The 13244-nt window shown below is 66.0% G+C and carries 9 protein-coding genes; 6 read left to right on the forward strand and 3 right to left on the reverse strand.

Annotation, left to right across the window (positions count from 1 at the left end):
* Positions 1–171 precede the first annotated feature (171 nt).
* Genes N2K99_RS01560 through N2K99_RS01585 form a run of 6 tightly spaced genes read left to right on the forward strand, consistent with a single transcriptional unit; the run spans position 172 to position 9333 of the window.
* Positions 172–4227 carry a Pls/PosA family non-ribosomal peptide synthetase gene (locus tag N2K99_RS01560; RefSeq protein ID WP_227934146.1) on the forward strand — a complete coding sequence of 1352 codons (4056 nt, stop codon included), beginning with the start codon at positions 172–174 and terminating at the stop codon, positions 4225–4227.
* On the forward strand, positions 4224–5192 hold the full coding sequence (dapA, locus tag N2K99_RS01565) for a 4-hydroxy-tetrahydrodipicolinate synthase (RefSeq protein ID WP_227934147.1): 969 nt from the start codon (positions 4224–4226) through the stop codon (positions 5190–5192). The genes N2K99_RS01560 and dapA overlap by 4 nt, the downstream gene beginning before the upstream one ends.
* Positions 5193–5206: 14 nt before the next feature.
* Positions 5207–6571 (forward strand): heparan-alpha-glucosaminide N-acetyltransferase domain-containing protein, encoded by a 1365-nt coding sequence (locus N2K99_RS01570; protein WP_227934148.1) that lies wholly within the window; start codon positions 5207–5209, stop codon positions 6569–6571.
* A gap of 5 nt (positions 6572–6576) precedes the next feature.
* Positions 6577–7701, forward strand: coding sequence for a hypothetical protein (locus tag N2K99_RS01575; protein WP_227934149.1), 1125 nt, complete (start codon positions 6577–6579; stop codon positions 7699–7701).
* A gap of 30 nt (positions 7702–7731) precedes the next feature.
* Positions 7732–7923 carry a hypothetical protein gene (locus N2K99_RS01580; RefSeq protein ID WP_227924079.1) on the forward strand — a complete coding sequence of 64 codons (192 nt, stop codon included), beginning with the start codon at positions 7732–7734 and terminating at the stop codon, positions 7921–7923.
* 57 nt (positions 7924–7980) lie between these two features.
* Positions 7981–9333, forward strand: a complete 1353-nt coding sequence (locus N2K99_RS01585; RefSeq protein ID WP_227934150.1) for a M1 family metallopeptidase — start codon at positions 7981–7983, stop codon at positions 9331–9333.
* Here the strand turns inward: N2K99_RS01585 and N2K99_RS01590 are convergent.
* The 3 genes from N2K99_RS01590 to aceA form a co-directional block, all read right to left on the reverse strand.
* Positions 9330–10037, reverse strand: a complete 708-nt coding sequence (locus N2K99_RS01590) for a DsbA family protein (RefSeq protein WP_227934151.1) — start codon at positions 10035–10037, stop codon at positions 9330–9332. The genes N2K99_RS01585 and N2K99_RS01590 overlap by 4 nt on opposite strands.
* Positions 10038–10168: 131 nt before the next feature.
* Complete coding sequence (aceB, locus tag N2K99_RS01595; RefSeq protein WP_227934152.1) at positions 10169–11800, reverse strand: malate synthase A; 1632 nt, start codon at positions 11798–11800, stop codon at positions 10169–10171.
* A gap of 90 nt (positions 11801–11890) precedes the next feature.
* On the reverse strand, positions 11891–13189 hold the full coding sequence (gene aceA, locus N2K99_RS01600; RefSeq protein ID WP_227934153.1) for an isocitrate lyase: 1299 nt from the start codon (positions 13187–13189) through the stop codon (positions 11891–11893).
* Positions 13190–13244 lie beyond the last annotated feature (55 nt).

Below are 13244 nucleotides of genomic sequence, written 5' to 3' on the forward strand. Positions count from 1 at the left end.
GTGGGGGAGTAATTAACCCCGTACTGAATGGACTCCTGCGTGCCCGCGGTACTCATGTGAATCCGCTGGGATTTTCCTAGTCTTCCCTGCATCGCCCCGGCCATCGCCGGGCTCAGGTTGTGGTCCCTCGACCACGGATATGAGATGCACCAGCAGGGAGAACTGCTTTATATGAACACGCCCGAAAACCCACAAGACGTGGCGGCAGGACCATTAACCACCCGGCACCCGGCCGCCTCCGGCAGCAAGACCGCACCACCCCTTCCCCAGAGGGAACCATCAGTAGCAAACTCCGGTCCCGTTCCCGCAGGATCGGCGGTTCTTCACGGCGGCCGCACACCGGAGCAGCGCACACTGGTCGATATCATCACCGAAACGGTCTCCGCCTATCCGGGCGCACCCGCCATTGATGACGGATCCGTCTCCTTGAGCTACGCCGAACTTCAGCTCCGGGTGCAGGACCTCGCAAGGCGGCTGTGGGCCGGCGGCATCGGTGCAGGAGACCGGGTGGGAATCTATGTCCCCTCCGGGTCCGTGGATCTGTACATAGCTATTCTCGGTGTGCTGTACTCCGGTGCCGCCTATGTCCCCGTGGACACGGACGAACCGGCCGGCCGTGCCGAAACGGTGTGGGCCGAAGGCGGAGTCTGCGCGGTTATTGAAGCAGGGTTGGAGCTGAACCTGCTCCAGGGCGTCCCCAGCGGCGGACACAGCCCCCAGCCGCACCCCGAAGATGATGCGTGGATCATCTTCACCTCCGGTTCCACGGGCAAGCCCAAGGGGGTGGCCGTCACCCACCGCTCAGCGGCTGCCCTGGTGGATGCCGAATCCTCGCTCTACTGCGTCAGTGCCCCGCTTTCGCCGGGGGACCGGGTCCTGGCCGGGCTGTCTGTCAGCTTTGACGCCTCATGTGAGGAGATGTGGCTGGCGTGGGCCCACGGTGCGTGCCTGGTTCCGGCGCCTCGTTCCGTGGTGCGGTCCGGAGCGGACCTCGGCCCCTGGCTCGTCGAACGGAGAATCACTGCCGTTTCAACAGTGCCCACCCTTGCCGCGCACTGGTCCACCGAGACCCTTGACCGCGTGCGGCTGCTGATTTTCGGCGGTGAAGCCTGCCCGGAGGACCTGGTCCGGCGTCTGGCTGCCCCCGGGCGCGAGGTCTGGAACACCTACGGCCCCACTGAAACCACGGTTATTGCCTGCGGCGCACTTTTGGACGGACAGTCCACCGTCCGGATCGGCCTGCCGCTGAACGGGTGGAGCCTCGCCGTCATCGGCGAAGACGGGACCCCCGTGCGCTGGGGGGAAGTGGGCGAACTGGTCATCGGCGGTGTAGGGGTTTCGCGGTACCTCGACCCGAAAAAGGACGCCGAGAAATTCACCCCGCTTCCCGCCCTCGGATGGGAACGGGCCTACTACAGCGGAGACCACGTCCGCGCAGACCAGGAAGGCCTCGTCTTTGTGGGGCGGGTGGATGAGCAGATCAAGCTGGGCGGCCGGCGGGTTGAGCTCGGCGAGATTGACGATGCCCTAAGCCGGCTGCCGGGCGTGGCCGTAGCTTCAGCCGCCGTCCATTCCACCCAGTCCGGAAACCAGGTGCTGGCCGGATATCTGGTCCCGGCGGCCGGCGCCACCCTGGACCTTGGCGCCGCACGGGCCCAGCTGGCCCAGAACCTGCCGGCATCCATCGTCCCGTCGCTGGGGATCGTCGATGAGCTGCCGATGAAGGCCTCGGGGAAAGTTGACCGCAAGGCCCTGCCCTGGCCCCTGCCTGTTATGGAAACCCCAACCGACGTCCGGGTGGAGCTCAACGCCGATCTGCGTTGGCTGGGCCAGCGGTGGACCGATCTGCTGGGACCGCTGCCGCTGACCGAGGAAAGCGATTTCTTTGCCCTGGGCGGAGCCAGCCTGGCTGCCGCCCAATTGGTCTCTGCGCTGCGGGAACGTTACCCCAAGGTCTCGGTCGCCGATATCTACGAGCATCCGACGCTGATCACGATGTCCGAGCACTTGGCGTCACTGCGCGATTCAACCCTGGACGTCCGCGAAACCCCCGAATCGCCCTGGTGGCTGGGGCTGGTCCAGGCGCCGCTGATCGTGGCGCTCTACGGGATCACGGGCCTGCGGTACGTCACCGGCATCGCCGTCGTGTGCATGGTGATGTTCCATGTAGTGGGCAGCCCCTGGACTCCGGATCCACCGGTGGTTCCCACCCTTGCGGCCTGGCTGGCCTTGTACAGCCTGCCGGCACGGATGATCGCCGCGGTGGTCTCGTCCAGGTTGCTGCTCCTGGGAATCGGTCCCGGCATTTATCGGCGCGGCGGCAGCACCCACCTGAGGCTGTGGGCTGCTGAGCGGATAGTGACGTACTGCAAGCTCGAGCCCATCATGGGATCCCCGCTGGGCACCTGGTATGCGCGGCAGTTGGGCTGCAACATCGGTGAAGGCGTGCACCTTGACGCCATGCCGCCCGTTACCGGTTTTGCGTCGATAGGTGACGGGTCCTCCATCGAATACGAAGTAGACCTGGCAGGCCACTGGGTTGAAGGCGGGCAGCTCCACATCGGCAGGATCCAGATCGGTGAAGACGTACGGATCGGTGCACGGTCCACGCTGATGGGCGGGGCGAAGGTAGGCCGCGGAGCGGAAACGGAACCGGGCACCCTGGTCTCCGGCGAAATCCCCGCCTTTGAGCTTTGGGCGGGATCCCAGATGCGGAAGACCGGTAGTGCCGGGGCGGGATGGCCAGAGGAAGCAGCGCCTGCCGCTGAATCCCGAAGAGTACGGTTGCTCTACCCGGCATCCCTGGGCGGCATCGCCTTGTTGAATCTCCTTTCCATAGCGCCCGGATCCGCCCTGATGCTGTGGTTGCTGAACGGTGTTTCCTCTTTCACCGACGCGTTGTGGATCCTGGCCGTCTGGGCACCTGTCTTCGTGGTGATTTCCATGCTGATGTTCCTCGTGCTCACCGCCGCCGTGGTCCGCGGTACAGCTCACCTGATGCCGCCGGGCATGCACCCGGCGGACGGTATAACGGGCTGGGCGTCCTGGTTGAGCAACCTGATGCTGAGCCGGTCGCTGATTACGATGTATCCGATCTACGCCAGCGTGCTCACGCCGGTGTGGATGCGGATCCTGGGTGCGAAGGTCGGCCGGCACGTGGAAATCTCCACTATGGAAACCGTGCCGCACCTGACGCGGCTGGAGGACCGGACCTTCCTGGCGGACCATTCCATGATGTCGGCGCGGCGGGTGCGCCAGGGATGGCTGCACCTCGGTCCCGCGAGTGTCGCGGAACAGTCCTTCGTCGGGAACTCGGCGATCGTGGGGCCGGACACACACGTTCCGGGGAACTCCCTGATCGCGGTACTTTCTTCGGCTCCCAGGAATATGCCGGCGGGCACTTCCTGGTTCGGGCGTCCGGCGGTGGAGCTTCCGAGGCCGGTGCAGGTGGGGGACACCGCACGGACCTACGATCCTCCCCGACGCCTGCTGGTTGCCCGAAGCGCGGTTGAAGCCTGCAGGATCCTGCCTGCGGTGATCACGGCCTGGCTGGCCCTGCTGACAGTGTGGGCGCTGGCCGGACTGTATGACGCCTTCGGGTTCCTCACGGCCGTCCTGTGGTCCGGTCCGGTCCTCCTGCTGAGCGGGATCGCCGCAGCGCTCATCGCCGTAATGGCGAAGTGGCTGCTGGTGGGCCGTTTCGAAACTTCGGAGCACCCGCTGTGGAGTTCGTTTGTCTGGCGGAACGAGCTGGCGGACGTGTTTTCCGAAGCCCTGGCCGTTCCCGGATTGGTGCGGATGAGTCTGGGCACCCCGATGCTCAACGCCTGGCTGCGCTGGATGGGTGCGCGGATCGGCCGCAGTGTTTGGTGCGAAACCTGGTGGCTGCCGGAATTCGACCTGATACAGGTGGGCGACGGAGCGAGCATCAACCGCGGCACGGTACTGCAGACCCATCTTTTCCATGACCGGATCATGCGCCTGGACGAAGTAACGCTGGGCGACGGTTCCACGCTGGGACCCAACAGCATCGTGCTGCCGGGCAGCGCCATCGAAGTGGGCGGCACCGTTGGTGGCTGCTCGTTGGTGATGCGCGGGGAAAGCGTCCCCACGAACAGCGCCTGGTGCGGGAACCCGTTGGCACATTGGGGCCAGAGCCGCCCCACGGAACGCCGTGCCCGTCACCGTAAATCGATCGAGTACAAAACTGTAGGAGCAGGATTATGAGTACATCTACGGACAACACAGGGACAACCGTCTCCCGACGGTTCGGCACCGTGCTTACCGCAATGGTCACGCCCATGGACGAGCGCGGCCAACTGGACCAGACCGGCGCCGAGGAGCTGGCCCGATGGCTGCTGCGGACCGGCTGGAATGACGGCGTGGTGGTCAACGGCACCACCGGGGAGTCCTTCGCTACCTCGGACTGGGAAAAAGCGTCAATGATCCACTCGGCCAAGCGGGTCACCGCGGGCACCGAGCGGAGGGTTATCGCCGGAGTGGGCTCCACCGACACACGGCACAGCATCGAGCTGGCCCGGGCTGCGGCGGAACAGAAGGCGGACGGGCTGCTGGTGGTTGCCCCCTACTATTCACGCCCCACGCAAAAAGGCCTGCTGCGCCACTTCGAAGCCATTGCCGACAGCACCGACCTGCCGGTGATGCTTTACGACATCCCCGCCCGCACCGGCGTCGCAATTGCCCCCGAAACCTTGGTGGCGGCCGGCCGCCACCCGAACATCGTTGCGGTGAAGGACGCCAAGGGGGATCTCGTATCCTCCTCCTGGGTCATGAAGCACAGCGAGCTGGTCTATTACTCGGGTGATGACGCACTGAACCTGCCCCTGATGTCCGTTGGCGCTGTCGGTGTCGTCTCGGTGGTCGGCCATGTCGCCGCTGACCGGCTGCGTGCCCTGACGGTCGCGTACCGGCAGGGCCGGGTGGACGACGCGCTGCGGATTCACCGTGACCTGCTGCCGATCTACACCGGTATGTTCCGGTGCCCCGGCGCGGCATCGGCCAAGGCGGCGCTTCGGAAACTGGGGCTGCCCGCCGGCCCCGTCAGGGGACCGCTGACCGACCTGAGCGAAGAGGAGACTGAACTGCTTGTGGCTGACCTCGCCGCCGCGGGATTGCCGACTACGCTTGCGTCCGGCCCCACACTCCCCGAAACTCTGGCACGGGCGCATTGAGCAAAGGGGGAAGCATGAGCGGGTCGGCTCAAGCAGGGGTGGGCAAACGGCGAGTCACCGGTGTCGATGCTGCCCGGGGCGCGGCGTTGATTGCCATGATGGCGATCCACATCCTGCCCGCCTGGAACGAGGAGTTCGCACCCACGCTCACCTGGCTTCTGTTCGCCGGCCGAGGAGCCGCCCTTTTTGCATTGCTTGCCGGGATATCGCTGGCCTTTATGTCAGGCGGCAAGCACCCGCCGCGGGGACGGGAGATGGCTGCCGTCCGATACGGACTTGCGGTGCGCGCTGGCCTCATCACCGTGATCGGGCTGTTGCTCGGCTACCTCGCCATCAACGCCCAGGTGATCCTCGTCTATTACGGCGTGATGTTCCTGCTCGCCCTTCCACTGCTCGGGCTGCGCGTGCGGACCCTGCTGGTTCTTGCTGCAGGTATCGCTGCCGCCGGCCCCGTCCTGATGCACGCCACCAGGGATCTGCTGCCGGATATGAACGGTGTGGAACCCAGCTTCTCCACGCTCGTCGAAGCCCCCGGCGGTGTCCTTGGCCAGGTCCTTCTCTCCGGCACGTATCCCGCACTGCCGTGGATGGCGTACGTCTGCGTCGGTTTGGCTATCGGTCGGCTGGACCTGGCCGAGCGGGGGGTGCAGATTCGGCTGCTGGTGGCCGGCATCGGCCTTGCCCTTGCAACAGCAGTCCTTTCCGCCCTCATCCTCGGCCCCTTCGGCGGGCGGCAACAACTGATCGACGCGACGTCGGTATGGTCTTCGGCCCCCGAGGGCACCGTTGAGGAGATACTGATCTGGGGGCCGGACCCGGTGATGCCGACAGATTCGTGGTGGTGGCTTTCCTCCTTGGCCCCCTATTCCAGTACGCCGTTGGTGCTGGCCAACACCATCGGCATCTCGGCGGCGTTCCTGGCGGGGCTGCTGCTGCTGGGGCGGGCCAGCGGGCGGCTCCTGCAGCCCTTGGCTCTGTTGGGAAAGATGACCCTGACCCTGTACTCCCTGCACCTGATACTCCTGGCCACCGGGCTGCTCGCGGACCAGCCAGTGCCGGCAATGATTCTCCAGTTGGTCATCCTCTCGGCCTTCGCCGCCATCTGGCTGCGGTACGCCGCCCAGGGGCCGCTGGAAAAGGGTGTTGCCGAAGCCTCGAAGTGGGCGCGGAACAAATACCTGGAGCGCACCGGAGGTCAGCGGAAGAGCCTGACGTCGCCGACAAGGCCGGATCCAGCGGCTGCGGGAACCCAGGCTGAGCCGCTTGCACCGTCGTCGTCGGCACCGCGCGCGGTGGCCTACCCACCCGCCCCGCCCTATCCGCCGGCTCCGCCGGAGCCGGAAGGCCGGGCCCGTCACCGGGCCCGTCAGCGCAGTTGATGCTGTTGAGTCGTGCACGCCGTCTCGGGCTTGCGGCAGCTTCGGTGCTGCTTGCTGCCCTTTTGCTGCATCCTCTCCCGGCCGCCGGCGCGGAGCAGGAGCACGACCCGTGTGCGAGGCTCAACGCGGGCGAAGTCCGCTACTCCGTCCATAAAGCCAAGCGCGTCACTTTCGCGACGGCTGAAAAGTACGGAGCTGCGGAAACCCGCCTCACCGGCTGTGTTTTCGAGGACGGGGGCTATGTGCAGGAATGGCAGTCCTGGGGCTTCAGCGGCCGCAACGGCTTTGCACCCCCGGGCAGCATGTGGGAAAACACCTTGTATTCACCGACCGGGTCCTTCAGCTTCACCGAGGCGCTCGGACGCAGCAACCCGGGCACTGAACTGGAATATCACGAGCTGAATCCCTCCTCCCGGTGGGGCGGGCAGCACGGGGAGACCTATAACCAGTACTTCGAAGGGGAAGGCGCAGGAGCAGACGAGAATCTTTGGCGGTACATGGAGCAGGGCCTCTATGAGCAGGCAGCAGTGATCAATTGGAACCGCCCGCCGGATATGCCGACCCGGCAGGGTGCCTCCTTCGCGATTTTCTTCCATGCCGGGTACGCACCAACGTGGGGATGCATTTCCACGGACCTGGCCACGGTCACACGCTTGCTGCGCAGGGCCGTCCCGGGCGACCGCATCGTTATGGGGACCGTGGAAGACGTTTTCACGGCGTCCACTGCCGCCTCCGAAGCTGCCGCCGCTGCGGCCCGTGCAGAAGAGAAGGCAGCGGCAGTCGAGCACAGGCTGGAGACGCTGACCGGCACGCTGACGACCCTCGGCGTACTGGCGGCGCTGGGGCTGCTGATCCGGCTGGCGCTCAAAAGGGCCGGGCGTCGGCGGAAGCCGCCGGGCTCTCCGCCCAGCGCCGGCACATTCGCCAAGACGGCGGCGTCGGACCGCCAGAGTGCGGCAAGACCACGGACCCATACGGGGTGGTCCCCGCCGGCGGAAGCCCCTCCGGCAGGCGCGTCCCGGCAGCTGGAGCGGACACGGGACCGGCCGCTCGACCGGCCGGTGGACAGGCCGGTGGACAGTGAGCGCGAAGGGAAACCGCGGGAGGACGTTTCTTCACACAATCCCTGATGCGTTTGCGGTGTCGCTTAGAGTTTAAGCGTGAACGAAACACCTGCCGGCGACGGGACGGCCTGGACGGACCCCGACGCAGCCGACGAGGGCAGGTTGCTGTACGAGGAACGGGCGGCCCTGCTCCCCGGGTTGTGGATGCCCCCGGCACCCGATTGGGAGGACCTGCCCGAAGCGGACCGGCAGCGGTGGCGCCAATACGCCCGGGACGCTGAAAACTAAGGCCGGTTCCCGGAGCTACCCGTGGCGAAAACGCCGCACCGTGTCAGGATGTCCGCCATGCGGCAGACCGGATCCCACCATCAACACCCGCACCACGCGCCCGACCCCTACACTCCCGCGTCAGGCTCCACGGACCTGAGCATCAGCGAGTATGACCTGACACTGGATTACGACGTCGGCCTCAACCGGCTGAAGGGGCAGGCGCGCCTCGCCGGCTCGGCCCTGGTCGACATTGAACAGCTCACCCTGGACCTGGACCGGCCGATGCGGGTGGAAGAAGTCCTGCTTTGGTGCGCCGGAACTCCGGTGGACGTCCGTTCCTTCCGCCAGCGACGCGGCAAACTGGCGATAACGCCCAGTCGGGAGCTGAAGGCCGGTGACAGCTTTCGGCTGGGCATCCGGTACCGGGGCAAACCGCGTGCGGGCAACGGCCTGTGGGGGGACATCGGCTGGGAGGAATTGACCGACGGCGCCCTCGTTGCCGGACAGCCGACCGGGGCTCCGTCCTGGTTTCCCTGCAACGACCTGCCTGCGGACAAAGCACGGTATCGGATCAGCGTGACGGTGGAGTCCGGCTACCGGGTGACGTGCAACGGAGAGCTGGTCTCCCACGAAGACCGCCGCGGCCGGGAGACCTGGGTCTTCGAACAACCCGAACCCATGTCCAGCTACTTGGCGACGGTCCAGATTGGGCGGTACGAGTGCCTGGACCTGCCCGGCGCGGTACCGCAGTCCGTCGTCGTGCCCCCGTCCCTGACCGACCGCGCGAGTGCCGCGCTGTCCCGGCAGGATTCCATGATGACCCTGTTTACCTCCCGGTTCGGGCCCTACCCCTTCGGCCGGTACACGGTGGTGGTGACCGACGACGAGTTGGAGATCCCTTTGGAGGCGCAGTCGGTGTCGGTCTTCGGATGCAACCACCTGGGTTCGGGTTCGGCGTCTTTGGTGGCCCACGAACTTGCGCATCAGTGGTTCGGCAATTCGGTCACGGCGGGCAGTTGGCGGGATATCTGGCTGCACGAGGGTTTCGCAACCTACGCGGAGTGGCTGTGGGCGGAGGCGGCCGACGGCGCCCGCAGCGACCAGCGGGCCGCGGCGGACCTGGAGTGGCTGCAGCACCAGCGGCAGGACCTGCAGCTGGCAGATCCCGGGCCGGCAGCCATGTTCGATGAACGGGTTTACCGGCGCGGAGCGTTGACGCTGCACGTCCTGCGGCGCAGCGCCGGTGACGGGATCTTCTTCGCGCTGCTGCAGGAGTGGACGCAGAAGTACCGGCACGCTTGTGCCGGTACTTCTGACTTTTTGGACCTTGCCGACAAGGCATATGCCGCCGCCGGTGTCTCGGCCAACGGACTGCTGGGGCCGTGGCTGTTCGACCCCACGGTCCCGGCAGCCGTCTTCAGGGCCTAGCAGCCGTCAGGTCCGCAGGCAGGTCCATCCGCGGATTTCGGCGTCAGGTGAACCAGCGGGTGCGATTCCTGCCAGGCCTGTTCCAGGGCGGAGGCAAACAAATCGGCAGGCTGCGCACCGGAAATGCCGTATTTGTCATCGAGCACGAAGAACGGGACTCCGCTGATCCCCAGGGAGCGTGCCTGGGCAATGTCGGCGCGAACGGCATCGGCGTATTCGTCACTGGCCAGCACGGCCTTCACCCGGTCCGCGGGCAGTCCGATGCCGGTGCCGATTTCCAGCAGGTCGTCAGCGGAGCCGATGTTCATGCCCTTTTCGAAGTGGGCCGAAAGCAGTGCTTCCTTGGCGGCGTCGGCGGCCTTGAGCCCGCCTTCCGCCTTGGCCAGGTGGATCAGGCGGTGGGCGGAGAAGCTGTTGGCCACCACGAGGGAGTCGTAGTCATAGGACAGTCCCTCGCCGGCGGCCTGGACGGTTACCTGGTCCAGCATTCCGGCGAGCTGTTCGGGGTCGATGCCCTTGCGCTCGCTGAGGTACTCGACTTCGGTGCCGTCAAAGTGGTCCGGCAGGGACGGGTCGAGCTGGAAACTGTGCCAGTGGACTTCCACCTCGTCCCGATGCGGGAAACGGGCGAGGGCTGTCTCGAAGCGGCGCTTGCCGATGTAGCACCACGGGCAGGCAATGTCGAACCAGATATCAATCTTCATATCGGGTGCAACGCGCCAAGGGCCGGGAGCCATTCCCGCAGTGCTCAACGAATCGAACATCTGCGGTAATGATTCCCGGCCCTTGCTGAAGCGGATACTGAAGCGGTATCCGCCTCGCCGCCCCCAAGCGGCTATGCCGTGGCCAGCTCCTGCGATTCATGCAGGAAGCGGGCGTAGGCAGGCACGGTGAGGAAGGTGGGGAAATGTTCCCCGCAGGCAACTTCCTCAAAGAGTTCGCGGGCGTCGTCGAAGCGGTCGCCCTCGAAGCGTTGCAGGTTCGTGAACTCCTCGTCGAGCAGTTCCTCCACCCACTGGTGGGTCACGACGTCGCCCTCGTCGGTCACGGCGGAGCTGTGGATCCACTGCCAGATCTGCGACCGGGAGATTTCCGCGGTGGCGGCGTCTTCCATCAGGTTGTTGATGGCGGCCGCACCGTTGCCCCGCAGCCAGGACTCGATGTAGCGGATGCCCACCTCGATGTTGCTGCGGATGCCGGCCTCGGTGATGACGCCGGGCGTGGAAGCGATGTCCAGCAGTGCCTTGTCGTTGGGCACCACGTCTTCGCGGGTCTTCTCCAGCTGGTTGGGACGGTCGCCGAGCACCCCGTCGAACACCTCCATGGCCACGGGGACCAGGTCCGGGTGCGCCACCCAGGATCCGTCGAAACCGTCGCCGGCCTCGCGGGTCTTGTCGGCGCGCACCTTCTCCATGGCGACGTCGTTGGCTGCGGCGTCCTTGCGGTTCGGGATGAAGGCAGCCATGCCGCCGATGGCGTGGGCGCCGCGGCGGTGGCAGGCCCGGACCAGCTGCTCGGTGTAGGCACGCATGAACGGTGCGGTCATGGTGACCATGTTGCGGTCCGGCAGCACGAACCGGGGTCCGCGGGTCCGGAAGTTCTTGATGACCGAGAAGATGTAGTCCCAGCGGCCGGCATTCAGGCCTGCAGCGTGGTCCCGCAGTTCGTAGAGGATTTCCTCCATCTCGAACGCGGCGGTGATGGTTTCAATCAGGACCGTGGCGCGGATGGTTCCCTGCGGGATGCCGAGCAGGTCCTGGGCCAGGACAAAGATGTCATTCCAGAGCCGTGCCTCGAGGTGGTTTTCAATCTTCGGCAGGTAGAAGTAGGGGCCGCGGCCCTGGGAGATCAGGCGCTGGGCGTTGTGGAAGAAGTACAGCCCGAAGTCTACGAGGCCGCCGGCGATCGGGGTGTTGTCCACCAGCATGTGCTTTTCCGGCAGGTGCCAGCCGCGGGGGCGGACCACGATGGTGGGCAGCTCGGTGAGTGAGGCACCCTGCACCCGGTATTCCTTGCCCTCCGGGGACGTGAAGTCTATCCGGCGGTCCAGTGCGTCGCGCAGGTTCAACTGGCCGTTGATGACGTTGGACCACGACGGCGTGGAGGAGTCCTCCATGTCGGCCAGCCATACCTTCGCACCGGAGTTCAGGGCGTTGATGGTCATCTTCCGGTCCACCGGGCCGGTGATTTCCACCCGCCGGTCTTCCAGCCCCGGTGCCGTGGGGGCCACCTGCCAGGTGTCGTCCTCGCGGATGTTCCGGGTTTCGGGCAGGAACGTCGGGTCCGCACCGTTGGAAATCTGCGTCCGGCGGGCCTGGCGCTGCTGAAGGAGTTCCTGCCGGCGGGTGGCCGTGGCCCGGTGCAGCGCCTTGACGAAGTCCAACGCCTGCGGGGTGAGGATTTCCTCCTGCCGCCGCACTGCGTGAGCGGTGAGGGAAATGCCGTTCAGGGTGATCGGGTCATTCATGGCGTTCTCCTTGTGGTCTTTCAAAACTGTGGCGGTGTTGCCGCGGGGGCGCCGCTGCGGATGCAGCCGGCGCCCCCGCGGTACCGGGGTTTAGTGGAACTGGCTGGACTCCGTGGAGCCGGCCAGGGCCAGGGTGCTGCCTTCGGGGTTCAGTGCCGTGGCGATGGCGTCGAAGTAGCCGGTGCCGACCTCACGCTGGTGCTTGGTGGCGGTGTAGCCGCGGGATTCGGAGCCGAACTCCTTTTCCTGCAGTTCCACGTAGGCGCTCATGCCGGAGCGGGCGTAGCCGTGCGCCAGGTCGAACATGGAGTAGTTCAGGGCGTGGAAGCCGGCCAGGGTGATGAACTGGAACTTGAAGCCCATGGCGCCGAGTTCGCGCTGGAACTTGGCGATGGTCTCGTCGTCCAGGTGCTTCTTCCAGTTGAAGGACGGCGAGCAGTTGTACGCCAGCATCTGGTCGGGGAATTCGGACCGCACGGACTCGGCGAACTTGCGGGCCATCTCCAGGTCCGGCGTGCCGGTTTCCATCCAGATCAGGTCCGAGTACGGGGCGTAGGCCTTGGCCCGGGCGATGCAGGGCTCAATGCCGTTGCGCACCTTGTAGAAGCCTTCCGCGGTGCGCTCGCCGGTGATGAACTCCTGGTCCCGCTCGTCGACGTCGGAAGTGATGAGCGTGGCGGCCTCGGCGTCGGTGCGGGCAATCACCACGGTGGGCGTGCCGGCGACGTCGGCCGCGAGACGGGCGGCGTTCAGGGTGCGGATGTGCTGGCCGGTGGGGATGAGGACCTTGCCGCCGAGGTGGCCGCACTTCTTCTCCGAGGCAAGCTGGTCTTCCCAGTGAACGCCAGAGGCGCCCGAGGTGATCATGGCCTTCATCAGTTCGTAGGCGTTCAGCGGGCCGCCGAAGCCGGCCTCGGCGTCAGCCACGATCGGCACCAGGTAGTCCTCGACGCTCTGGATGCCTTCGGCGAATTCGATCTGGTCGGCGCGCAGCAGGGCGTTGTTGATGCGGCGGACCACGGTGGGAACCGAGTTGGCCGGGTAGAGGGACTGGTCCGGGTAGGTGTGGCCGGAGTTGTTGGCATCGGCGGCTACCTGCCAGCCGGAGAGGTAAATGGCCTTGAGCCCGGCCTTGACCTGCTGGACGGCCTGGTTGCCGGTGAGGGCGCCGAGGGCGTTGGTGTAGCCGTCATTGCCTGCGTTGCGCAGCTGGTCCCAGAGCTTTTCGGAACCGCGGCGGGCCAGCGTGTGCTCTTCCTGGACGCGGCCGCGCAGCTTGACGACGTCGTCGGCGGTGTAGTCGCGCTCGATGCCGTCCCAGCGGGGGTTGGTCTCCCAGTCGGAAGTGAGCTGTTCTGCTGTGGGGGCGGTGAACTGGTCCTGGCTCATGCTTGTATCTCCTTGAATTCATTCATTCAAACCGGTCCGCTTCAAACCGGAATTT

The sequence above is a fragment of the Arthrobacter sp. zg-Y1110 genome, assembly GCF_025244865.1.
Classification (GTDB): Bacteria; Actinomycetota; Actinomycetes; order Actinomycetales; family Micrococcaceae; genus Arthrobacter_B.

What these genes read in the sequence shown, in the direction of transcription:
- N2K99_RS01570 (WP_227934148.1), top strand. Translation starts at nt 5,207, where the DNA reads ATGAGCGGGTCGGCTCAAGCAGGGGTGGGCAAACGGCGAGTCACCGGT.
- aceA (WP_227934153.1), bottom strand. Translation starts at nt 13,189, where the DNA reads ATGAGCCAGGACCAGTTCACCGCCCCCACAGCAGAACAGCTCACTTCC.
- N2K99_RS01560 (WP_227934146.1), top strand. Translation starts at nt 172, where the DNA reads ATGAACACGCCCGAAAACCCACAAGACGTGGCGGCAGGACCATTAACC.
- N2K99_RS01590 (WP_227934151.1), bottom strand. Translation starts at nt 10,037, where the DNA reads ATGAAGATTGATATCTGGTTCGACATTGCCTGCCCGTGGTGCTACATC.
- N2K99_RS01585 (WP_227934150.1), top strand. Translation starts at nt 7,981, where the DNA reads ATGCGGCAGACCGGATCCCACCATCAACACCCGCACCACGCGCCCGAC.
- dapA (WP_227934147.1), top strand. Translation starts at nt 4,224, where the DNA reads ATGAGTACATCTACGGACAACACAGGGACAACCGTCTCCCGACGGTTC.
- aceB (WP_227934152.1), bottom strand. Translation starts at nt 11,800, where the DNA reads ATGAATGACCCGATCACCCTGAACGGCATTTCCCTCACCGCTCACGCA.